This is a genomic window from Paracoccus pacificus (assembly GCF_042680785.1).
GTDB classification, from domain to species: domain Bacteria; phylum Pseudomonadota; class Alphaproteobacteria; order Rhodobacterales; family Rhodobacteraceae; genus Paracoccus; species Paracoccus pacificus.
This window is the reverse complement of the sequence record NZ_JBHUEN010000006.1, coordinates 153,513-175,025: the sequence shown is the minus strand read 5'-3', so window position 1 is coordinate 175,025 and position 21,513 is coordinate 153,513. Positions and strand designations below refer to the sequence as shown.

Here is a 21,513-nt window from a genome sequence, read left to right as displayed (position 1 = left end):
ACATGGGCACGTTCTTTATCTCTCGCCCCGTCTTTGCATGGGTGCTGGCCATCGTCACGATGATGGCGGGGACATGGGCGCTTTTGTCGATGCCGGTGTCGCAATACCCCGACATCGCGCCGCCGACGATCCGCATCAGCGCCAGCTATCCCGGCGCCACGGCCGAGGCCGTGCAAAGCTCGGTCACCCAGGTGATCGAGGACGGGCTGACGGGGATCGACGGGCTTTTGTACATGGAGTCGAGCTCGCGTCAGGGCCGGGCCAGCATCACCATGACATTTGCCGGCAACATCGACCCGATGGACGCCCAGAACGAGGTGCAGACCCAGATCGGCCAGATCGAGCGGCAATTGCCGAACGCGGTCCGCACCCAAGGGGTGAACGTCACCCGATCCACCAGTTCGATCCTGATGGTCGCGGCGCTGGTCTCGAATTCCGACAAATACACTACACTGCAACTTGGCGATATCCTTGAGGCGAGCGTTGAAGGCCCGGTTCAGCGCACGCAGGGCGTGGGCAGCGTCAACGTCTTTGGCTCGGGCTATGCGATGCGGATCTGGCTGGATCCGCTTACGCTGGTGCGTTTTCAACTGACCCCCGATGATGTGGTCAGCGCGGTCGAGGCGCAGAACACCACCGTCTCGGTCGGCTCGCTCGGCAACCAGCCGACCGTCACTGGCCAGCAGTTCACCGCCACGATCACCGCGCAAAGCCAGCTGACCAGCGTCGAGGATTTCGAGCAGATCCTGCTCAAGACCGACGAGAACGGCGGCGCGGTCTATCTGGGCGATGTCGCGCGGATCGAGATCGGGCAGGAAAGCTATGGCGGCGGGTCACGCTTCAACGGCCAGCCCGCAGCCGGTTTCGGGATCAGCCTTGCCATCGGCGCCAATGCCGTCGACACCTCGGCGGCGGTGCTGGCCACGCTCAATCAGATCGCGCCGGCGCTGCCCGACGGGGTCGAGTTCCGCGTCGCCTATGATACCTCGCCCTTTGTCGAGCTGTCGATCGACCGCGTCTATGACACCCTGATGGAAGCCATGGTTCTGGTCGTGCTGGTATTGCTGGTGTTTCTGCAGACGTGGCGTGCGACGATCATCCCGATCATCGCGGTGCCGGTGGTTCTGCTGGGCACCATCGCGGTTCTGTTCGCCGCCGGTTTTTCCATCAACACGCTGACGTTGTTCGCGCTTGTGCTGGCGATCGGGCTTCTGGTCGATGACGCCATCGTCGTAGTCGAAAACGTCGAGCGGCTGATGACCGAGGAGAAACTTTCCCCGTTCGAGGCCACGCGCCGCAGCATGGGCGAGATCACCGGCGCGCTGATCGGCATCGTGGTGGTGGTTTCGGCGGTGTTTCTGCCCATGGCGTTCTTTCCGGGCGCCGCCGGGGTGATCTATCGGCAATTCTCGCTGACCATCATCACCGCGATGGTGCTGTCGCTGCTGGTCGCGGTCATCCTGACGCCAGCCCTTTGCGCATCGCTTTTGCGGTCGCGCCGGGGCGAGGTCGGTTTCGCCCCGGCGCGCTGGTTCAACTATGGCCTTGAACGGTTGCGCGAAGGCTACGGCGGCGTCGTCGCACGCGTATTGCCCGCGCCGATCCTGATGGTCCTGCTGCTGATCGCGATCAGCCTCGCCGCCTGGCAAGTCTATCGGCAACTGAATTCCTCATTCCTGCCGAACGAGGATCAGGGCGTGTTGATGGCCCGCATCTCGCTGACCGAAGGATCGACCAGCCAGCAAACGCTTCAGATCGTGAAAAACGTCGAGGATTACCTGCTGACCAAGGAACCCGAGGGGGTCGAGTCGGTGTTCGCGGCGCTGGGTTGGGGTTTTGGCGGATCGGGGCAGAACAGCGCGCAGCTTTTCGTCAAACTGCGCGACTATGCCGACCGGACCGACGCGAACCTGTCCGCCGCGGCCATCGCCCGGCGCGCCAATGCAGCATTTGCCGGAAACCGCGCCGGCCGGGTGACGTTCCAGCAGCCCCCCACGGTGCGCAACCTTGGCAACTCGGCCGGGTTCAACATGTATCTGGTCGACTATGCCAACTCAGGCCGCGAGGCGCTGAAATCCGCCTCGAACGCGCTGGTCGAGGCCGCCAATCAGGACCCCCGGCTTTCCGACGTCGACAATGGCCGGGACGAGGACGAACCGGCGCTGAGAATCAACATCGACCAGCAGAAGGCGGAAAGCTTCGGCCTGACGCTGGGCAACGTGAACTCGATGCTGTCGACGATCTTTTCGGGGTCCGAGGTCAACGATTTCGTGCTCGGGACCGATCTGCGTCCAGTGATCGTTCAGGGCGACGCGCCCTATCGGATGCAGCCCGACAACATCAACGACTGGTATGCCCGCAATTCGCAGGGCGAAATGGTGCCGTTCCCGTCCTTCATGACGACGAGCTGGGAGCCGGTGGCGCCGGCGCTGTCGCGCTTTGACGGCTCGCCGGCGCTGGAAATCACCGGCACCCCTGCGACGGGCTACAGCTCGGGTCAGGCGATGCAGGCGATGGAGGAACTGACCACCAGAATGTCCGGCGGCTACGGGGTCGCGTGGACCGGGATCAGCTATCAGGAACAACAGTCCGGCGCACAGGCCCCGGTGCTTTACGGCCTGTCGATGCTGATCGTGTTTCTGGCGCTGGCGGCGCTTTATGAAAGCTGGTCGGTGCCCTTCGCGGTGATGCTGGCGGTGCCGGTCGGGGTGCTCGGCGCGCTGGCGGCGGCGTGGCTGACCGGGCAGTCGGACGACGTTTATTTCAAGGTCGGTATCCTGACCACGATCGGTCTGGCCGCCCGAAACGCCATCCTCATCGTCGAATTCGCCGAAAAGCTGCACGAAGAGGGTATGCCCCTGACCAAGGCCACGATCACCGCCGCGCGGCTGCGGCTGCGGCCGATCCTGATGACGACCTTCACCTTCATGCTGGGGGTCCTGCCGCTGGCGGTTGCGACCGGCGCCGGTGCAGCGGCGCAAAACGCCATCGGCATCGGCGTGCTGGGCGGCATGGTCACCTCGACCTTCATCGCCATCCTGATGGTGCCGACCTTCTATGTCGGGGTTCGCCGCCTGATCGGGCTGCGCCGTCCGGGCGCCGAGGCCGCGCAACCGGCCGAGTAAGACATGCCGGGGATCAGTCCAGCAGGTCGCGCAGATCGTAAAGCGCCTCCAGCGCCTCACGCGGGGTCAGGCTGTCGGGGTTGAGGGCGCGCAGCCGCGCCTCGACCTCGCTTTGGGTCGGTTTCGCGGCCGGCGCGGCGGGCACCGGCGGGGCGGCGCGGAACAGCGGCAGATCGTCGATCAGCGCGACCGGGCGGGCGGTGCCGCCCACGCCATGTTCACGTTCGCCGCTTTCCAGCGCGGTCAGGATTTCGCGGGCGCGGTCCACGACCGCCGGCGGCAATCCCGCAAGCCGGGCCACCTGCACCCCATAGCTGCGGTCGGCGGCGCCCTTGCGGACCTCGTGCAGAAAGATCACCTCGCCTTCCCATTCGCGGACCGCGACCGTGGCGTTCTCTACGCCGTCCAGACGCGCGGAAAGCGCGGTCATTTCATGGTAATGCGTGGCGAACAGCGCGCGGCAGCGGTTGACGGCGTTCAGATGTTCCATCACCGCCCAGGCGATGGACAGCCCGTCCCATGTCGCGGTGCCACGCCCGATCTCGTCCAGAATGACCAATGCCGCACTGTCGGCCTGATTCAGGATCGCGGCGGTTTCGACCATCTCGACCATGAAGGTCGAGCGTCCGCGCGCCAGATCATCCGCCGCCCCGACGCGGCTGAACAACTGGCTGACCAGCCCGACATGGGCGCGGCTGGCGGGCACAAACCCGCCGGCCTGGGCCAGAATGGCGATGATCGCGTTCTGGCGCAGAAACGTCGATTTCCCCGCCATGTTGGGCCCGGTCAGCAGCCAGATCGCCGGCACATCGCCCGCCGTCAGATCGCAGTCATTGGCCACGAAAGGCGCGCCTTGCCGTTTCAACGCCCGCTCGACCACCGGATGGCGTCCGCCTTCGATCTGAAAGGCGCGGCTGTCGTCGACTTCGGGCCGGGTCCAGCCTTCGGACGCGGCCAGATCGGCGAAACCCGCCGCCAGATCGACCTCGGCCAGCGCCCGCGCCGCCTGACCCACCGGCCCCGCGCGCTCCAGAACAGCCGCGACGAGACGATCGAAAACGCCGCGCTCGATTTCCAGCGCGCGGTCACGGGCGTTGAGGATACGGGTTTCCAGCTCGGAAAGCTGGACCGTGGTGAAGCGGATCTGGTTCGCCGTGGTCTGGCGGTGGATGAAACTCGCATTCAGCGGCGGGGCGAGCATCTTTTCGGCGTGGGTTGCCGTGGTTTCGATGAAATAGCCCAGCACGTTGTTATGCTTGATCTTCAGGCTCTGGACGCCGGTCTGGGCGATGTAATCGGCCTGCATTCGCGCGATGACGCCCCGGCCCTCGTCCCGCAGCGCCCGGGTTTCGTCCAGATCGGTGTCATAGCCGGCGGCAACAAAGCCGCCATCGCGCGCAAGCAGCGGCGGCTCGGCCACCAGCGCATCATCCAGAAGGTCGATCAGCGCGTCATGGCCGGTCAGGTCACGGGCCGCCTCGGCCAGCACCGGCGCCCGGTCGTCACCCAGCATCGCCGCGATCGCCACGGCCTGCGTCATCCCGGCGCGGATCGCGCCCAGATCGCGCGGACCGCCGCGATCCAGCGCCAGACGGGACAGCGCCCGGTCGATGTCGGGGACGCGGGACAGGGCGTCGCGCAGATCGGCCGTCAGCCGCGCATCGTCCAGCAGATGCTGAACCGCCGCTTGCCGCCCGTGGATCAGGTCCAGATCGCGCGACGGGGCCGCGATCCGCCGTTCCAGCAGGCGCGCGCCCGCGGCGGTGACGGTCCGGTCGATGGCGGCGATCAGCGAACCATCGCGGCCCCCCGAAAGCGCCTGCGTCAGTTCCAGATTGCGGCGCGTCGCGGCGTCGATCTGCATGGCGCCGCCTGCCGCCTCTCGCACCGGGGGGCGCAGCAGCGGCAATTGCCCACGCTGGGTCAGGTCGAGATAATCGGCGATGGCGCCGAGCGCCGCGAGTTCGGCCCGCGAAAAGCTGCCGAACCCGTCCAGCGTATCGACCCGGAACAGCGCGCCAAGCCGCCGGACCGCCGCCACGCTGTCAAAGCTGGACGGCGGGCGTTCGGTGGCCGCGGCGCCCGCGTCCCGGGCAAGTTCGCGCAGGTCCACGCCCTCGGCCACCAGCAATTCGCGCGGCGCAAGGCGGGCAAGCTCGGGCGCAAGGCGCGGGCGTGGGCAGGGCATCACCCGCAATTCGCCGGTCGAGATATCGGCCCAGGCCAGGGCGGATTCGTCCCGGACCTGCGCCCATGCCGCCAGAAAATTGTGGCGCCGGGCCTCAAGCAGCGATTCCTCGGTCAGGGTGCCCGGCGTCACAAGACGCACCACGTCGCGCGCCACCACCGATTTGCTGCCGCGCTTCTTGGCTTCGGCGGGGTCTTCCATCTGCTCGGCGATCGCCACCCGAAAACCCTTGCGGATCAGGGTCAGCAGATAAGATTCCGCCGCATGAACCGGCACGCCGCACATCGGAATGGGCGCCCCCAGATGGGTGCCGCGCTTGGTCAGCGCGATGTCCAGCGCGGCCGAGGCGGCGATCGCGTCCTCGAAGAACATCTCATAGAAGTCGCCCATGCGATAGAACAGCAGCGCACCCGGGTTCGCCTCGCGGATCGCAAGATATTGCGCCATCATCGGGGTCGGCTGATCGGTCATAACGGCCCTTGCCTGTCGGGGTCCGGCCTTTGTTAATCAGACCGCCGGCGGAATCAAGGAAGGGTGACAGCAAGGACGCGAACTTGCGGCACGAACTTGCGGCCGGGGCTTGCAGCCCGGACTTACGATCCCGGCCGCGGCACGGGTGGCGGCGCGGGGTTCACGCCGGGATCACTTTTCGGGGGCCATGGTTGCGAACCCCGCCGTCATGGCGCACCCTTCCGCTCAGGGAGGAACCGTCATGAAATATGCCCTTGTTGCGCTTGTGCTTTCGACTGGCACCGCCGTTGCCGCCTGTCCGCCGGTGGCCGAGATGGAAAAGGCCGCGAACGGCTGGCTGAACGGCGAGAGGCTGCCCGATCCGGGATTGCAATCGGTCGAGGATGGCGCCTGCGCCTATGCGGCCTATCTGCCCGCGCTGGAAGATGCGCTTGGCAAGCCGGTGGGCGTCAAGGTCGGCTTCACCTCGAAACCCGCGCAGGAAAAATTCGGCGTGACGGCCCCTGCGGCCGGCGCGCTTTTCGCGCCGATGATCCTTGAGAACGGCAAGGACGTATCGCTCAAGGGTAGCCGCAGCCCCTTTTACGAAGCCGATCTGATCGTGACCGTCGGCGACGCCGCGATCATGCAGGCCAAGACCCGCGCCGATGTGGTGAAGGCGCTGAAGGATGTGCGGCCCTTCGTCGAACTGCCCGACGTGGCGCTGGCCGAAGGGGTCAAGCCAACCGGGGCGCTGATGACGGCTTATGGCGTGATGCCATGGCGCGGCGTGGTGGGCGATCCGGTGCCGATCTCCGATCTGGCCGACCCCGAGGCCGATCTGGCCACGCTGAGCGTCGACCTGAAGGCCAACGGCGCCACGGTCAGCACCGGCAAAGGCGACATGCTGCTGGGGCATCCCCTGGACGTGGTGCTGTGGCTGGTCAATCAGGGCGGCTATGACCTGCCGCCGGGGACGATGATCTCGCTTGGCTCGCTCAGCCAGCTTAATCCCGCCAAACCCGGCGAAACCATCGAGGCCGATTATACGCTTGGCGGCAAGCCGATGCAGGTCAGCTTCAAGCTGGTGGAATAGCCGGAACGCGCGACCGATGGCGACCTAATCGCCCTGCTGGGGGATCAGTTCGATGGTTCGGACGGTGACCCTTTGCACGGCAGGTTCCGAATAGCTCATCGGGACATACTCGCCCTCGGCCCAAAGCGGGGCGAGATCGCCGTAATGGGCCGATTCGGGGTCGCCCGACTGGCCCGGCGCATTGATCCAGCGGCTGGCGTCCCAATCCGCCAGATCGACGACCATGCGGACCGATGCCCCGACAAGCGGCCGGAACCCCGGCGGGTCGTATTCGGTCAGCATCACGGTGTTGCTGCTGCCGCCCACCGGCAGCGGCCCGACCATCGGCCCAGGGTCCACCGCGGCGGTCGCGGGCGCAAAGCGGGCCTGATGCAGGTCACCCCAGCGCCAGCCGAAAGGATCGTTGCCCATCACCGCATGCGCCTCGGCCCAAGCGGCATCAAGGGTTTGCTGCATCAGGGCATGACGGTCGCGCAGACCGATCGCATCGGCGACATGCTGGCAGCGCCCGGCCATCAACGCGGCCACCATCTCGGGGTTTGCATTGCCAAGCAGACCGGCCAGTTCGGCGTCGGGGGCGGCCAGCTTCACCAGCGCGGGGCCAAGATGCCGGGTCAACCACAGCTCGAACAGGGCGGCGGGCGCGCTGTCGGCGGCGACGAACAAATCCCAGTGGCGCAGGAATTGCGCCGGTTCAGAGGACCCGATGATCGCCGGAACGATGACCTCGGCAATCGGCGACAGCGTGTCGGTTTGCAGCTTCAGGCTGTCACCGACGGTATGGCCGCGCGTGCCGCCCAGCACCGACTTGATCCGCTCGGCCCGGCCATCGTTCAGCCATTCATGCGACACCGGGCGTTCGGCGTGATCCCAATCGGACGGCAGGTTCATTTCATTCGCGGTCTGAACATAGCCGGCGTCGGGGTTGAGGATCTGCGGCAGCTCGGCCTGCGGGATAAAGCCGTCCCATGCAAATCCCCCGTCGCCGGTCACCGGAACCATGCCGCGCCAGCCGCTGCGCCGCGGGATGAACCCGGCGGGCGTCCAGCCGACCGTGCCGGTGACATCGGCATAGATCTGATTGGTCGAGGGCGCCCCCCAACCGGCAAGCGCGGCGCGGAACTGATCCCAGGTTTTCGCCCGCATCGAGGCGAGACAGGCCATATAGGGCGCGGTCCCGGGGTCTGTCGCGACGGTGCGGATACTGACGGCCACGCCATCTCCTTGCCAGACCACTGGATTTTCGCGGATGAACGGCAAATCGACCGGCTGGTCGCGCTGGCCCCTGACCGGCACCATCTCGCGGATCACCCTGACCTCGGCCCAGCCACCGCCATCGGCATAGCGACCGTTGTGATCAAGCCGATGGATCTGCACGTCCTCTTGATCGGCTGGGAAAATCGTCAGGCTGAAGGCGGAATGGCCGTTGTGGCCGGCCATGATCCCGGGCGATGAGGGCTCACCCGCGCCGATCAGGTCAAGACCCGGCGCGGTCAGATGGACCAGATAACGCAGCGACGGGCATCCCAGCGCCCGGTGCGGATCGCTGGCCATGATCGGCAGGCCGCTTGCGGTGCGCGAACCCGAGACGATCCAGTTGTTCGACCCTTCGCTTTGAACGACCGCGCGGCTGTCGTCGACATGGTTCCAGCGCGGCGCGTCATCCAGACCGGCGGCCAGCCGTTCGGCCGAAAACGTGACCGGCGCGGTGGCAAGATGGTACACATCCAGAACGTCGGGGGGCAGGTCGACATCGGGTATCGGCCCCCATTCCTCAAGCGTGAGCGGTGGCGCAAGCGGCACGCGCAGCTCATCGACAATGGCGTCGGTCAGGCGCAGCAGGCGCAGGCGTTTCACCTCGGAATCGGCATTGCGGGACAGGGCGTGCGACCGGATGCGAACCACATCCTCGGTGCGCCAGCGCGCCGGAAACGTGCCGAAATGCGTGAATTCCGGCGGAAGCGGCAGCTCACCCGCCTCGATCAGCGCGACGGCGGCGTTGATCCCTTCAACAAAGGCCGCGCAGATTTCCTGCGCGTCCGGGCCATAGTTGGCCCATTCCGCCGCCATGTCGCCGCGATACAGAAACAGCCGCGCGGCGCGGTCCTGCATCAGATAGCCCGGGCCGAAATCGCCCGCCAGCAGGCCAAGCCCGCGTTTGCGCCACAGGTCGATCTGCCACAGCCGGTCGCGGGCCGCATTGAACCCCTGCGCCAGAAACAGGTCATGCGTCGATCCCGCCCGGATATGCGGGACACCCCACGGATCCAGCCGCAGGCTTGCCGGCTTCGTCAGCCCGGCGATCCGGTATCGTTGCGGGGATTCGTCGTTGCTGCTGGCCATGGATGATGCACCTTTTGTGTTCGCAACATAGAAATCCCGGTATTGACGGCAAAAGCAATCCTTTGCATTCCCGCTTAGCTACGGTTGCCAAACCCGCCCAACAGGCAGAAGGTCGCCCGAAACCAGTGGAGGAACCCATGAACCTGACCCGCCGAACCGCCTTGGGTGTGCTGGCTGCGACAAGCGCGCTGACCGCGCTGCCGCTGGCCGCCCGCGCCCAGAACACCGCCATCAACGTCGGCGTGCTGCGCCTGACCAGCCATGCGCCCACCTTCATCGCGGCGGCGCGCGGTTACTTCAAGGACGAGGGCCTTGACGTGACGCTGAGCTTTTTTGAATCCGCCGCGGCGCTGTCGGTGGGTGTCGCCGGTGGCGATGTGGCCTATGGCATGACCGCCATCACCGGCAGTCTGTTCAACCTAGCGCAGAAAGGCGCCGTCAAGGTGATCGCCGGCGCGTTGTCCGAGGATCCGAACGTCCCGGGCGCGATGATTCTTGCGTCGAACGCGGCCTTTGACGCCGGCCTGACCGAGCCCGCCAAACTGGGCGGCCATACCTTTGGCATCACCACCGCCGGCTCGTCGTTCGACTATATGCTGAGCCAGATCCTTGCGGCGGAAAACATTCCGATGACCGAGGTGACGCTGAAGCCGCTCCAGAAGCTGCCGGCGGTCGTCGGTGCGCTGAGCTCGGGCCAGATCGACGCCTGGGTCATCCAGCCAAGCGTCGGGCTGAAACTTCTGGCCGATAACGCGGCCAAAAAGATCGGCGATTACAACAAATACGACCCCGACTATCAGGTCACGGCAGTGTTCACCTCAACCGATGTCGCGACCAACAAGCGCGACCAGACCGAGGCTTATCTGCGCGCGCTGGCGAAGGGTGCGGATGATTACAACGCCGCCTTCATCGATAAGACCGCCACCCCCGAACAGGTGGCCGAACTGGTCGAGATCGTGCGCGTGCAGGTCAGCCCCGACGTGCCGCTGGACAAGTTCACGCCGTCGATGACCGAAGGCTCGCAGCGGATAAGCAAGGGGCTGAACCTGTCGGTCAAATCGCTGGAGCGGCAGTTGAAGTTCCTGCAGGACAACGGGCTTGTGGATAAAGCCATTACGGTGGACATGCTGGTCGACCCGTCCTACGTGACCACGACGTAACGGGATCAGCTGCGGGGTCGGGCGATGGAATTGCAGATCGAGGGCGTCGGCCATCATTACGGGCCGGTCGAGGTTCTGCGCGACATCAACCTTACCGTTCCGACCGGACAGATCGTTTGTCTGGTCGGCCCCTCGGGCTGCGGCAAATCGACCTTGCTGCGGCTGATCGGCGGGCTGGAGCGGCCGACCCGGGGCCGGGTGCTGCAACTGGGCGATCCGCCGCCGGATTCGCTGAACCCGCTGACCTATATTTTCCAGCATTTCGCGCTGCTGCCGTGGCGCACGGTCGCGGGTAACGTCCGGCTGGTGCTGGAAGATCATCGCGTGGCGCGCGCCGAGATGGCGGCGATCGTCGATGACGTCCTTGCCCGCACCCGCCTCAGCGAATTCGCCGACGCCCTGCCGCGCCAGCTTTCCGGCGGCATGAAGCAGCGCGTTGCCATCGCCCGCGCCCTTGCCGTCCGCCCCGCCATCATGCTGATGGATGAACCGCTGTCGGCCCTGGACGCCCAGACCCGCGAATTGCTGATGGACGATCTGGTCGGGTTATGGACCCGCCAGCCGTTTACCGCCGTCTATGTGACCCATAATCTGGCCGAAGCGGTGCGTCTGGGCCATCGCATCGTGCTTTTGTCCCGCCGGCCCGGGCGCATTCACCGGATTCTCGACATCGACCTGCCGCTTGACCAACGCCATGCCGGCGATCCGGCGCTGGAATCCCGGCAGGCCGAGCTTTGGGATCTTATGCGCGACGAAGCCCGTGCCGCCGACCGGGAGTTGCTGGATGGTTGATCACAGCGCCGCACAGCCGGCTGGCCGGACCGCCGAGACCACGCCCGAAACCATGGGTGCCGGGAGCGCCCGTCCGGTGCCTTTCCGTGGTGGCGGGTTCGAGGTCGTGCCGCGCCGCTGGGTGGCGCCGATTGTTTTCGTGGCGCTGCTTCTGCTTGTCGAATGGGGCACGCGCACGGGATGGATTTCCAACCTGACCCTGCCACGCCCGTCCGATGTCCTGATGACGCTGGTCAATCTGGTAAAGACCGGCGTGCTTTGGCAGCATCTGATCCCCTCGCTTCAGCGGCTGATCGTCGGCTCGGCATTGGGGATAACGACGGGCATCGCCGTGGGCACCATGATCGGGTTGTTCAGCCTTGCCCGGGCGGGTCTGCTGCCGCTGGTCTCGGCGCTGTTTCCGATCCCGAAAATCGCGCTTCTGCCGCTGTTCGTGATCTGGTTCGGCATCGGCGAGTCGTCGAAATACGCGCTGATCGCCTTTGGCACGTTCACCCCGACGGTCGTTTCCACCTTCGGCGCCGTCGATAACGTGGACCGCAACCTGATCCGCATGGGGCAAAGTTTCGGGCTGTCGTGGTGGTCGATCGTCCGCAAGATCGTGCTGCCCGGCGCGCTTCCGGGGATTCTGTCGGGGCTGCGCGTATCGCTGGCCATCGGAATCATCCTTCTGGTCGCGGCCGAGATGCTGGGCGCTGAATTCGGCATCGGCGCCTATATCCTTCAGGCCGGATCGCTTTACGATCTGGAGCGGCTGTTTGCCGGTGTGACGATGCTGTCGGTCCTTGGCGTCCTCGTCGGCAGCGTCATCGGCCTGCTTGAAAGACGCTTTTTGAACTGGCGCGACTAGAAACCGTGCTAAGCACGGATAACCCGCAGAAACAGGCAGACAGCGACATGGCGATCGACCCAAACCACCCGTTTTTCCGCCCGCTTTGGGTGCGGATTCTGACCGTCGCCGCCCCAGCCGCCTGGGCGGGGTTCGAGCTTTATAACGGCGCCACCATGTGGGCGGCCGCCTTTGCCGCGGCGGCGGCCTATGCGTTCTATGCGCTGTTCCTAAGGGCGCGGTCCGATTAACCGGGGCGGTTCGGCGGCAATTCCGGAACCATCCCGCGCCCGGACGGTTGAGGGTTATATTCGTCACGCAGGATCACGCCTATGCAATTCAATCTGTTCTCGGGCCTGTTCGGGCTTGTCATCTTCTGCCTTGATGTCTGGGCCATCGCCTCGATCATCAACACGAATGAGAAAACCAGCACCAAAATCATCTGGATTCTGCTTGTCGCCGTCCTGCCGGTTATCGGGCTGCTGATCTGGTGGTTCGCGGGGCCCAAGGCGAATTACAACCGTTAACCCCAACCGATGACGCGAAACCCTCACTCACCCGTCGCCCCGTTCGATTTCCTGTCGGGGCGGCGCGGAACGGTCCTGGCGCCGCGTGCGATGATCGCCACGTCGCATCCGCTGGCCACCTCGGCCGGGTTGGAGGTGCTGTTTCAGGGCGGCAATGCGGTTGACGCGGCAATCACGGCCGTGGCGGTGCAATCGGTGGTCGATCCGCTGATGACCGGGCTGGGTGGTGACTGCTTTGCGCTGATCAAACCGGCGGGACAGGCGGTCAGGGCGCTGAACGGCTCGGGCCGTGCGGTCGCGGCGGCCGAACCCGGGGTATTGGCCGGGTTATTGGAGGAGCGGCCCGAAATTCCGCTGACCAGCCCCCATGCGGTCACCATACCGGGCGCCGTGTCGGCATGGTGCCGCCTGCACGCCGATTGCGGCACATCGCCCCTGTCCCGACTGTTTGCGGCCGCCATCCGTTATGCCCGGGACGGGTTCCCGGTTACCCCGCGCGTCGCCCATGATTGGGCGCAAAACACCAAGACCGTGGCGGCAGATCCGCATGCCGCCGCGATCTTTCTTCCCGGTGGCCGCGCCCCGCAGGCCGGAGAGATGATTGCCCAGCCCCTGCTGGCCGAACGGCTGGAACAGGTCGCGGCGCAGGGCCCGGTGGCCTTTTATGACGGGGCGGTCGGGCAAGGAATGGCGGCCTATCTGGCTGGTCTCGGCGGGTTGCATACAGCAGAGGATTTTCGCGCCGGCGCCGATGCCGCCCAATGGGTGGAACCGATCTGCGCCATGTATCGCGGCAATCAGGTCTGGGAATGTCCGCCGAACGGTCAGGGGCTGGCGGCGCTGATCATTCTTCGGATCCTCGACGGCTTTGATCTGGGGCCAGAGGTATCGGTCGCCGATCGCACCCATCTGCTGGCCGAGGCGACCCGGATCGCCTATCACCACCGCGACGCGCTGATCGCGGATCCGGCGCAGTCGGAAGGTTTGGCCGGGCGGCTTTTGTCGGATACGGCGATTGCCGCCATGCGCAGCCGCATCCGCATGGACCGCGCCGGTGAACCCGTGCTGTGGGATCAGCCCGAACACAGCGATACGGTCTATCTTTGCGTCGTGGATAGCGAAGGAAACGCCGTCTCGCTGATCAACTCGATCTTCCACCCCTTCGGTTCGGGTTTGCTTGATCCGGCAAGCGGGGTTCTGTTCCAGAATCGCGGCGCCTCGTTCCGGCTTGATCCCGGCCACCCCAATGCGATCGGCCCGGGCAAGCGCCCCATGCATACGATCATTCCCGGCATGGTGGTCGAGCCGGGCGGCGCCGTGATGCCGTTCGGGGTGATGGGCGGTCATTATCAGGCGACCGGACACGCGGGTTTTCTGTCGGGCGTCTATGATCTGGGGCTGGATTTGCAGGCGGCCATCGACGCGCCGCGCAGCTTTGCCATCGACGGCAGGCTGGATGTGGAGCCGACACTCGATCCGACGGCGCGGGACGATCTGGCGGCGCGGGGGCACAAGATCAACGTCCTGTCCGGGCCGATGGGCGGCGCGCAGGCGATCCGCATTGATCCGGTTACCGGGGTCAAGCAGGGTGCATCGGAAAGCCGCAAGGATGGGATGGCGCTGGGGTATTAAGCCTACCCCCCGGCGCCCGGGCCGAACGAACCGGCGTCAGATCTCGATCCGGATGAAGCTGTCGCGCAGCGCATCCGACCACGCGATGCTCATCGCGGCGAAACCGGGGTCATTGGCCTCGATCCGGCGGACGGCCGAGACCCGGCAAGCATCGCGTTCGATCACGGTCAGATCAAGCGGCATGCCCACCGAAAGGTTTGAACGCAGCGTTGAATCCATCGACAACAGAACCGCCTTTTGCGCATCGGGAAGCGAGGTCGTCGGCCGCACCACCCGGTCGAGTATCGGCTTGCCGTATTTATGCTCACCGATCTGCAGGAACGGCGTGTCGTTCGTCGCTTCGATGAAATTCCCCTCGGGATAGATCAGGAACAGCCGCATCTCGCCGCCGGCCCGCTGGCCGCCAAGGATCATCGAGGCGGATGCCTGCTGGTCGAAGGCCTTGTGTTTTTCGGTGATCTCAAGCCGGGTGCGGGCCAGCATGTCGCCGACGATTTCGGCCACGCCCAGCATCGTCGGCGCGCGCATGATCGACTGGGTTTCGGTCGCTTCGGGCGACTCGATCGCCTCGCGCAGGCGGGCGATGGTGGTCTGTGTCACCGACAGGCTGCCGGCAGTCATGATCGAGATGACCCGCTCGCCCGGGTTCTCGAACAGAAAGGTCTTTTTGTAGATCGCGATATTGTCCATGCCGGCATTGGTGCGCGTATCGGACAGCATCACGATACCCGCGTCCAGTTTCAGCCCAACACAATAAGTCATTTCCGCATCCGAAGCTTGCTGACGGACGGTCGCCTGCCGTTACCTGCTTCTGGTTTTTATTGCTGCGTTCCGCCGATCGCAACATGTACGGTCATGGTTTCCTTCGCCTCGCCCACAAATACGCCCCGCACCGGGGCGGCGTCGCGCGCATCAAGCCCCGAGGCCAGCCGGATATAGCGGTCATCGGCGCAGCTTCGGTTGGCCGGGTCAAAGGCCACCCAGCCGAGCGAGGGAAGATGCAGTTCGGCCCAGGCATGGGCGGCGTCATGCTGGGCGCCGGTTTCGGTCGAATGCAGATAGCCCGAGACATAGCGGGCCGGAATATCGCGGACATTGGCCAGCGCGATCAGCGCATGGGCGTGGTCCTGACAGACGCCCTTGCCAAGCGACAGCGCCTGTGCGGCAGTGGTGTCGGGCGCCGTCACGCCTGTCACATAGGCGATCGCATCCGACACCGCGCCGCTTAGCGCATGGGCAAGGTCGAGCGGATCCTTGGCGGATACGGATTGCGCCAATGTCGTCAGCGCCTCGTCCGGCTGGGTCAGATCGGTGGTATTCAGATAATAGATCGGGGAAACCTGTTCCCGGTGGCCCCTCAGAACGCCGGTCAGGTCGGTCGTCTCGACCTCACCGGTGACCAGCACGTTGATGCTGTCGACGGGGCCGCGCACGCTCCATGCCTCGATATGGTCGCCGGCGCCGTCCCGGAAGGCCGCGCCACGGATGCCGTCCTTGATCGTCACATCCCATTGCAAAAGCTTCTGCCCGGCAAATTCGGACGGCCGAAGCCGCAGGCTTTGGACGGCGTTCCGGACCGGGTGGTCGTAATGATAGGTGGTTTCGTGAGTCACGCGCAAAAGCATCACACAGCTCCGCCAAGATAATCCTGATGAACGAGGTCGGACACATGCGCGACCTCGTTGATGTTGCGGGTCAGGAATTCGTGCAGACCCTCTTCAAAGATGTGGTCGATGGTTTGCCGGCGCAAATCCTCAAGAACCTCTTGCGCGCGGTCGCGGGCCATGGTCGGAACCCCGGTGCCGTAACGCTCGGCAAGGCTGTTCAGATGCTGGGTGGATTTGCTCAGCGCGTTGATCAATGAACGGGGCTGTTCCCGGTTCAGGATCAGGAAATGCGCCACCTTGCCGGCCGTGATATCGCCGCCATAGGCCCAGTTGAACGCGCGCTGCGCCGACATCGCCCTGAGCAGGGTCTGCCATTGATAGCTGTCGAGCCCCGAGCCGACAAATTCAACCCGCGGCAGCAGGACATAGTATTTCACGTCAAGCATGCGCGCCGTCGCATCCGCGCGTTCAAGCGCCGAGCCGAGCGACAGGAAATGCCAGCCGTCGTTGCGCAAAAGCGTGGCCGCCGCCGCGCCATGTACGCCGGTCACGCTGCGCACCGCCCAATCGGTCAGTTCGGACAGATCCTTGCCCTTGCCCTCCAGCGCGCGCAGTTCCTGATAGGATACGTTCAGCGCGTCCCAGACCTGACGCGACAGCGCCGTGCGGACGATGCGCCCGGCTTCGCGCGCCGAGGCGATGCAGGATGCGACCGACGAAGGGTTGTCGCGGTCGAAGAACATATATTTTTCAATGTCCCCCTCGCGCGTTTCGCCATATTTCTCGGTGTAGCCTGCCGCGGTCCCCGAGGCGTTCAGAAGCGATTCCCATTCGTTCATGTAGCCCTGCGCCGAGTTGGGCAAGAGCGTGATCCTTGCCCCGACCTCGAGAAAGCGGGCGGTGGTCCCGGCGCGTTCAAGATAACGGCCGATCCAGAACAGGTTTGATGCGGTACGGCTGAGCATGACGATCTACTCCGACAGGACCCAGGTGTCCTTGACCCCGCCGCCCTGCGACGAGTTCACGACCAGCGACCCCTCGCGCATGGCGACGCGGGTCAAGCCTCCGGGGACAAGTTCGACCCGCTCTCCGACCAGACAGAAGGGGCGCAGATCGACATGGCGCGGCGCGATGCCTTCGTCGACGAAGGTCGGACAGGTGGACAGCGCAAGCGTGGGCTGGGCGATGTAATTCCCCGGGTTCGCCCTGACGCGCTCGGCGAATTCGGCGATTTCGGCCTTGGTCGATTTCGGCCCGACCAGCATACCGTACCCGCCCGAGCCGTGGACCTCTTTGACGACCAGTTCTGACAGGTGGTCAAGAACATATTTCCGGTCGTCCTCCTTCCACAATTGCCAAGTCGGGACGTTTCTCAGGATCGGTTCCTCGCCAAGGTAGAAACGCACCATTTCCGGCACGAAGGTATAGATCGCCTTGTCGTCGGCCACCCCGGCCCCCGGCGCCGAGCAGATCGTCACGCCGCCGGAGCGGTAGACGTCCATCAGCCCCGGAACGCCCAGCATGGAATCGCGGCGGAAACACAGCGGATCAAGGAAACTGTCGTCGATCCGGCGATAGATGACATCGACGCGGCGCGGACCCTCGGTCGTGCGCATGTAGACGAACTCGCCCTCGACGAACAGATCGACACCCTCGACCAGTTCGACACCCATCATGTCGGCCAGAAAGCTGTGCTCGTAATAGGCGCTGTTGAAATGGCCCGGGGTCAGGATGACGATATTCGGCTCTCCCTGACATTTCGGCGGCGCAACCGAGGCGAGTGTGCGGCGCAGCAGGTCGGGATAGCCCTCGACCGGCTCGATCCGGTTGACGCGGAACAGTTCGGGGAACATCCGCATCATGATCTCGCGGTTCTCCAGCATATAGCTGACGCCCGAGGGTGTGCGGCAATTGTCCTCGAGCACGTAGAACTCATCAAGCCCAGTGCGGACAAGGTCGATGCCGATGATATGCGAGAATACCCCGCGCGGCGGCACGAACCCGGCCATGGCGCGCTCGTAAGCGGCGTTCTGATAGACCAGCCGCGCGGGGATGCGGCCGGCGCGGACGATTTCGCCGCGTCCATAGACGTCGCGCAGAAACGCGTTCAGCGCCCGCGCCCGCTGTTTGACGCCGCGTTCCAGCCGCCTCCATTCGCTTTGCAGAAAGACGCGCGGCATCATGTCGAAAGGCATCAGGCGGTCGGGATCGCCACCCTCGCCATAAACGGCGAAGGTGATGCCGATGCGGCGGAACAGCGCCTCGGCCTCGGCCTGCTTCATGCGGCGGATTTCGACCGGCATCGTCGCCATCCATTCGCCCAGCATCGAATATGCGTCGCGGATGCGGTCCTGATGATACATCTCGTTAAAATACTGCACGGTCGACCCATTGGTTCGGCGGTTACGCATTCCCCCACCTTGTGAGGCGCGCGGGCCAGATGCAAATGATTGTTCGGATCAAAGCCGTCCTGGTGCACGATAATTGGGCGATTTGGGCGCCGGCTCAGGGTGGCGGGTCAGGATGGCGGGGCGGCCGGTCCGGGTTTGGCCGGGTCATCGCCGTTTTTCGCCGCCTTCGCGGTCGCCTCGGCCCTGATCTCGGCGCGGGCGGCGCGGGCGGCGGCGACCCGACGGCGCCGCGCCAGCTCGACGTTCACAAGCGCCCCCAGCAGCACCGAGAACCCGGCCAGGTAGAACCACATCAAAAGCGCCACCACCGCCCCGATCGAGCCATAGATGCGGTTATAGCTGTTGAAGCTGCCCAGATAGGCCGAGAACGCCACCGAGGCCGCCGCCCAGACCAGCGCCGCCACCAGCGACCCCCAGGTCAGCAGCGCGGTGCGCGGCGTCTTGACGTTCGGGCCATAGCGGTAAAGGACGCCGATCCCGACCATAACGATCAGGAACATCGCGACCCATGGCAACCCGGCGACCAGCCAGCCGCGAAGCGGGCCGAGGGTCAGGAAATTCAGCGCCAGCGGCACGATGACGATGGTCGCAAGCCCCAGAAGCGCGATCCCGACGATGGCGAGTGTCAGCAGATAGGCCAGCACGAAGCCGAAGATCGTCGAATGCGAGCGGACGGCATAGATCGCGTTCAACCCGCGCACCAGCGCCTCGACCCCGGCCCGCGCCGCGATCGTCGCGATCAGAAAGGACAGTGCCGTCGTCCAGCCAAGCGTGGTCCGCCCGCCCGAGGTCAGCGCATCGACCTGGGCCTGAAGAAGCTCGGCCGCGTCGGCGGGAATGAACTCATCGGCGACATTGACATAGGTCTGGATGGTCGCCGGATCGTAGACCAGGCTCCACAGGGCGATGATCGCCGCAAGGCCGGGAAAGACGGCGAACATCGCATAGAAGGCCACGCCCGCGGCGATCAGGCTCAGGTGGATCTTGTCCATGCGCTCGAACAGCGCCTGAATGAATTCCCAAATGTCGCGGAGCAGCTCGATCATCCGTCCATCCGTTCCCGTTCGGTTCAGGATAAACCGCACCGCGAAAACGGCAACCGCCACCGCTGGACGGGATCGCGCCGGTCGGCTGGCGTTGTATTATTGCCCCGATTGATCGACGTATTTCAGCCAGATCGCATCGGGGCCCAGACCCTCGACAAATGCCCGATGTGCCTCGGCCTCGGCCTCGGTCAGCCGGGGGGCGAGCGGCACGGGCCGCTTGCCGCGCGGCAGGACGGCATTCCCCTGCGCGGGGGTGGGGCCGGTCGTTTCGCGCGATTTCCGGGTCTCGGCCGGGACAAGCACAAGGTCCGGCTGCCTGCCGCCAATAAGCTCCAGATAGACCTCGGCCAAAAGACGGCTGTCCAGAAGTGCGCCGTGCAGATCGCGGCCCGAGTTGTCGATGCCGAAGCGCCGGCACAGCGCATCAAGCGATGAGGGCGCGCCGGGGAATTTGCGGCGGGCGAGCAGAAGCGTATCGAGGGCGCGGGCATCGGGAAGCTGCGGCCGCTTTATGCGCGCAAGCTCGGCGTTCAGGAATTTCATGTCGAAGCTGGCATTATGGATTATCAGCGGCGCGTCATTGCCCACGAAAGCCATGAATTCGTCGACCACATCGGCAAACAGCGGTTTGTCGGCCAGAAATTCCGCGCTGAGGCCATGAACGGCAAAAGCCTCGGCCGGCATATCGCGTTGGGGGTTCAGATAGCGGTGAAAGGTGTTGTCAGTCGGCAGGTGGTTGATCAGCTCGACCGCGCCGATTTCGACGATGCGGTCGCCGGTCATCGGATCGAGACCGGTGGTTTCCGTATCCATCACGATTTCGCGGATCATGCTTGTTTTCCCAGTATTTCGGCGCAGATGGCCTCGACCGCCGCCTCGGCGCCGGCCAATGTATCGGTTGGAATGACCCAGGTCGAGCGGGCCCGTTTTTCCGCGTCCGGCATTTGCCGCGAAAGGATCAGATCCAGGGTCTCGGCGCTCATCCCCGGCCGTGCGAGAACGCGGCTTCGTTGGGTCTGAAGGCTGGCCGAGACGGTGGCGGTTCCGTCCATTTCCCGGTCGGCGCCGGTTTCGAACAAAAGCGGTATGTCCAGAACGACGATCCGTGCGCCGGCAGCCCGGGCATCAGCGATGAAATTCTGGCGATCGGCGGCGACCAGCGGGTGAACGATCGCCTCCAGCCGTTTAAGCGCCGTGGGATCGGCCGCAATCTCGCGCCGCAAGGCCGCGCGGTCGATGGCCCCGTCGATAAGCGCCGAGGGAAACGCCTGCGCGACCGGCATAACCGCCGCGCCACCCTTGGCATAAAGCCGGTGAACGGCGGCATCGGCGTCCCAGACCGGGTGACCACGATCCGCGAACATCTGCGCGGTGGTGGTTTTGCCCATGCCGATCGAGCCGGTCAGTCCCAGCCTGAACGTATCCGTCATCCCTCACCCAAAGCGGCCGCGCGGGCGGCTTCATCGGTTTCCGGCCGGCGACTGAACCAACGCTCGAACCCCGGGACGGCCTGATAGATAAGCATCCCGAGCCCGTCAACGGTCGGATTTCCGCGCGCCTGCGCCTCGGCCAGAAACGGGGTGATCAGCGGCGTATAGACAAGGTCGGTGACAAGCGCACGGGGATCAAGCGCATCGAGCGGAATGCGCAGGGGCGGCTTACCCTCCATCCCCTGAGAGGTGGCGTTGACCACGGTCCGCGCGCCATCGAGCATGTTCCCGGCCTGTGCCCAGTCATAGACCACGACGCGGGCGCCGAACTCGGCCCTGATATATTCGGCCCGGACCCGGGTCCGGTTGGTGATGCGCAGCTCGGTCGTTCCGGCGTCCAGCAGCGCCGCGACGACACCACGCGCCGCGCCCCCCGCGCCGATCAGGGCCGTTGGGCCGTCCGAGGGATCCCAATCCGGCGCGCTTTGCCTGAGATTGGCGATGAAGCCGTAGCCGTCGGTGTTATCGGCGTGAATCTTGCCATCCGGTCGAAAGATCAACGTGTTCGCCGCCCCGATCAGCGCCGCGCGGTCGGTGACGATATCAGCCAGCGCCAGCACGGCTTCTTTATGCGGGATCGTCACGTTGAGGCCGACAAAACCGGCGCGCGGCAAGATGCGCAGGACCTCGGCCAGATCGTCCGGATGCACCGGCATCGGGATATAATGGCCGGGAATTCCGTAACGCTTCAGCCAATGACCGTGCAAATTTGGCGACCGGGAATGCGCGATCGGCCAGCCGATAACCCCCGCCAGCGGCGCGTGCTGGGGCAATGCCGTCCTTGCGGCGGTATCGTTCGGGTCGGTCATGGCCCAGC

Annotated in this window: 18 protein-coding genes; 8 read left to right on the top strand and 10 right to left on the bottom strand. The window is 65.2% G+C overall.

Features of this window, described 5'->3' with window-relative positions:
* Window positions 1–2 precede the first annotated feature (2 nt).
* Window positions 3–3,125 carry an efflux RND transporter permease subunit gene (locus tag ACFSCT_RS02350; protein ID WP_379139826.1) on the top strand — a complete coding sequence of 1,041 codons (3,123 nt, stop codon included), beginning with the start codon at window positions 3–5 and terminating at the stop codon, window positions 3,123–3,125.
* Between the two features lie 13 nt (window positions 3,126–3,138).
* Here the strand turns inward: ACFSCT_RS02350 and mutS are convergent, their stop codons facing one another.
* Entirely contained in the window at window positions 3,139–5,784 is a 2,646-nt protein-coding gene (mutS, locus tag ACFSCT_RS02345) for a DNA mismatch repair protein MutS (protein WP_379139824.1), read from the bottom strand.
* Window positions 5,785–6,025: 241 nt separating this feature from the next.
* Between mutS and ACFSCT_RS02340 the strand changes: the two genes are divergently transcribed.
* Entirely contained in the window at window positions 6,026–6,859 is an 834-nt protein-coding gene (locus ACFSCT_RS02340) for a 2-keto-4-pentenoate hydratase (protein WP_379139823.1), read from the top strand.
* A 24-nt stretch (window positions 6,860–6,883) separates the two neighbouring features.
* Here ACFSCT_RS02340 and ACFSCT_RS02335 read toward each other — a convergent pair whose 3' ends face one another.
* On the bottom strand, window positions 6,884–9,202 hold the full coding sequence (locus ACFSCT_RS02335) for a penicillin acylase family protein (protein WP_379139821.1): 2,319 nt from the start codon (window positions 9,200–9,202) through the stop codon (window positions 6,884–6,886).
* A 137-nt stretch (window positions 9,203–9,339) separates the two neighbouring features.
* Between ACFSCT_RS02335 and ACFSCT_RS02330 the strand changes: the two genes are divergently transcribed.
* The 6 genes from ACFSCT_RS02330 to ACFSCT_RS02305 all read left to right on the top strand — a co-directional run bounded on the left by ACFSCT_RS02330 (window position 9,340) and on the right by ACFSCT_RS02305 (window position 14,142).
* Window positions 9,340–10,362, top strand: a complete 1,023-nt coding sequence (locus ACFSCT_RS02330; protein ID WP_379139819.1) for an ABC transporter substrate-binding protein — start codon at window positions 9,340–9,342, stop codon at window positions 10,360–10,362.
* Window positions 10,363–10,386: 24 nt separating this feature from the next.
* Complete coding sequence (locus ACFSCT_RS02325) at window positions 10,387–11,154, top strand: ABC transporter ATP-binding protein (protein WP_379139818.1); 768 nt, start codon at window positions 10,387–10,389, stop codon at window positions 11,152–11,154.
* 52 nt (window positions 11,155–11,206) lie between these two features.
* A complete protein-coding gene (locus ACFSCT_RS02320; protein ID WP_379140049.1) occupies window positions 11,207–12,004 on the top strand; it encodes an ABC transporter permease in 798 nt (265 codons plus the stop codon).
* A gap of 47 nt (window positions 12,005–12,051) precedes the next feature.
* Window positions 12,052–12,234: a hypothetical protein gene (locus ACFSCT_RS02315; RefSeq protein WP_379139816.1), complete on the top strand. Its 183-nt coding sequence runs from the start codon at window positions 12,052–12,054 to the stop codon at window positions 12,232–12,234.
* 81 nt (window positions 12,235–12,315) lie between these two features.
* Window positions 12,316–12,510, top strand: coding sequence for a PLD nuclease N-terminal domain-containing protein (locus ACFSCT_RS02310; RefSeq protein ID WP_379139814.1), 195 nt, complete (start codon window positions 12,316–12,318; stop codon window positions 12,508–12,510).
* Between the two features lie 9 nt (window positions 12,511–12,519).
* Window positions 12,520–14,142, top strand: a complete 1,623-nt coding sequence (locus ACFSCT_RS02305; protein ID WP_379139812.1) for a gamma-glutamyltransferase family protein — start codon at window positions 12,520–12,522, stop codon at window positions 14,140–14,142.
* A gap of 36 nt (window positions 14,143–14,178) precedes the next feature.
* Here ACFSCT_RS02305 and ACFSCT_RS02300 read toward each other — a convergent pair whose 3' ends face one another.
* The 8 genes from ACFSCT_RS02300 to ACFSCT_RS02265 form a co-directional block, all read right to left on the bottom strand.
* Entirely contained in the window at window positions 14,179–14,904 is a 726-nt protein-coding gene (locus ACFSCT_RS02300; RefSeq protein ID WP_379139810.1) for a proteasome-type protease, read from the bottom strand.
* Window positions 14,905–14,960: 56 nt separating this feature from the next.
* On the bottom strand, window positions 14,961–15,767 hold the full coding sequence (locus tag ACFSCT_RS02295; protein WP_379139808.1) for a transglutaminase family protein: 807 nt from the start codon (window positions 15,765–15,767) through the stop codon (window positions 14,961–14,963).
* Complete coding sequence (locus ACFSCT_RS02290) at window positions 15,767–16,714, bottom strand: alpha-E domain-containing protein (protein WP_379139806.1); 948 nt, start codon at window positions 16,712–16,714, stop codon at window positions 15,767–15,769. The genes ACFSCT_RS02295 and ACFSCT_RS02290 overlap by 1 nt, the downstream gene beginning before the upstream one ends.
* A 6-nt stretch (window positions 16,715–16,720) precedes the next feature.
* Window positions 16,721–18,160, bottom strand: a complete 1,440-nt coding sequence (locus ACFSCT_RS02285; protein ID WP_379139804.1) for a circularly permuted type 2 ATP-grasp protein — start codon at window positions 18,158–18,160, stop codon at window positions 16,721–16,723.
* Between the two features lie 107 nt (window positions 18,161–18,267).
* Window positions 18,268–19,206: a YihY/virulence factor BrkB family protein gene (locus tag ACFSCT_RS02280; protein ID WP_379139802.1), complete on the bottom strand. Its 939-nt coding sequence runs from the start codon at window positions 19,204–19,206 to the stop codon at window positions 18,268–18,270.
* A gap of 96 nt (window positions 19,207–19,302) precedes the next feature.
* Window positions 19,303–20,034 (bottom strand): DNA polymerase III subunit epsilon, encoded by a 732-nt coding sequence (gene dnaQ, locus ACFSCT_RS02275; RefSeq protein ID WP_379140048.1) that lies wholly within the window; start codon window positions 20,032–20,034, stop codon window positions 19,303–19,305.
* Window positions 20,034–20,636 (bottom strand): dephospho-CoA kinase, encoded by a 603-nt coding sequence (gene coaE / locus ACFSCT_RS02270; protein ID WP_379139800.1) that lies wholly within the window; start codon window positions 20,634–20,636, stop codon window positions 20,034–20,036. The genes dnaQ and coaE overlap by 1 nt, the downstream gene beginning before the upstream one ends.
* Window positions 20,633–21,505, bottom strand: a complete 873-nt coding sequence (locus tag ACFSCT_RS02265) for a shikimate dehydrogenase (RefSeq protein ID WP_379139798.1) — start codon at window positions 21,503–21,505, stop codon at window positions 20,633–20,635. The genes coaE and ACFSCT_RS02265 overlap by 4 nt, the downstream gene beginning before the upstream one ends.
* Window positions 21,506–21,513: the final 8 nt, after the last annotated feature.

What these genes read in the sequence shown, in the direction of transcription:
- ACFSCT_RS02340 (WP_379139823.1), top strand. Translation starts at nt 6,026, where the DNA reads ATGAAATATGCCCTTGTTGCGCTTGTGCTTTCGACTGGCACCGCCGTT.
- ACFSCT_RS02320 (WP_379140049.1), top strand. Translation starts at nt 11,207, where the DNA reads ATGGGTGCCGGGAGCGCCCGTCCGGTGCCTTTCCGTGGTGGCGGGTTC.
- ACFSCT_RS02285 (WP_379139804.1), bottom strand. Translation starts at nt 18,160, where the DNA reads ATGCGTAACCGCCGAACCAATGGGTCGACCGTGCAGTATTTTAACGAG.
- ACFSCT_RS02290 (WP_379139806.1), bottom strand. Translation starts at nt 16,714, where the DNA reads ATGCTCAGCCGTACCGCATCAAACCTGTTCTGGATCGGCCGTTATCTT.
- ACFSCT_RS02330 (WP_379139819.1), top strand. Translation starts at nt 9,340, where the DNA reads ATGAACCTGACCCGCCGAACCGCCTTGGGTGTGCTGGCTGCGACAAGC.
- ACFSCT_RS02265 (WP_379139798.1), bottom strand. Translation starts at nt 21,505, where the DNA reads ATGACCGACCCGAACGATACCGCCGCAAGGACGGCATTGCCCCAGCAC.
- ACFSCT_RS02350 (WP_379139826.1), top strand. Translation starts at nt 3, where the DNA reads ATGGGCACGTTCTTTATCTCTCGCCCCGTCTTTGCATGGGTGCTGGCC.
- coaE (WP_379139800.1), bottom strand. Translation starts at nt 20,636, where the DNA reads ATGACGGATACGTTCAGGCTGGGACTGACCGGCTCGATCGGCATGGGC.
- ACFSCT_RS02315 (WP_379139816.1), top strand. Translation starts at nt 12,052, where the DNA reads ATGGCGATCGACCCAAACCACCCGTTTTTCCGCCCGCTTTGGGTGCGG.
- ACFSCT_RS02305 (WP_379139812.1), top strand. Translation starts at nt 12,520, where the DNA reads ATGACGCGAAACCCTCACTCACCCGTCGCCCCGTTCGATTTCCTGTCG.
- ACFSCT_RS02335 (WP_379139821.1), bottom strand. Translation starts at nt 9,202, where the DNA reads ATGGCCAGCAGCAACGACGAATCCCCGCAACGATACCGGATCGCCGGG.
- mutS (WP_379139824.1), bottom strand. Translation starts at nt 5,784, where the DNA reads ATGACCGATCAGCCGACCCCGATGATGGCGCAATATCTTGCGATCCGC.
- ACFSCT_RS02325 (WP_379139818.1), top strand. Translation starts at nt 10,387, where the DNA reads ATGGAATTGCAGATCGAGGGCGTCGGCCATCATTACGGGCCGGTCGAG.
- ACFSCT_RS02280 (WP_379139802.1), bottom strand. Translation starts at nt 19,206, where the DNA reads ATGATCGAGCTGCTCCGCGACATTTGGGAATTCATTCAGGCGCTGTTC.
- ACFSCT_RS02310 (WP_379139814.1), top strand. Translation starts at nt 12,316, where the DNA reads ATGCAATTCAATCTGTTCTCGGGCCTGTTCGGGCTTGTCATCTTCTGC.
- ACFSCT_RS02295 (WP_379139808.1), bottom strand. Translation starts at nt 15,767, where the DNA reads ATGCTTTTGCGCGTGACTCACGAAACCACCTATCATTACGACCACCCG.
- ACFSCT_RS02300 (WP_379139810.1), bottom strand. Translation starts at nt 14,904, where the DNA reads ATGACTTATTGTGTTGGGCTGAAACTGGACGCGGGTATCGTGATGCTG.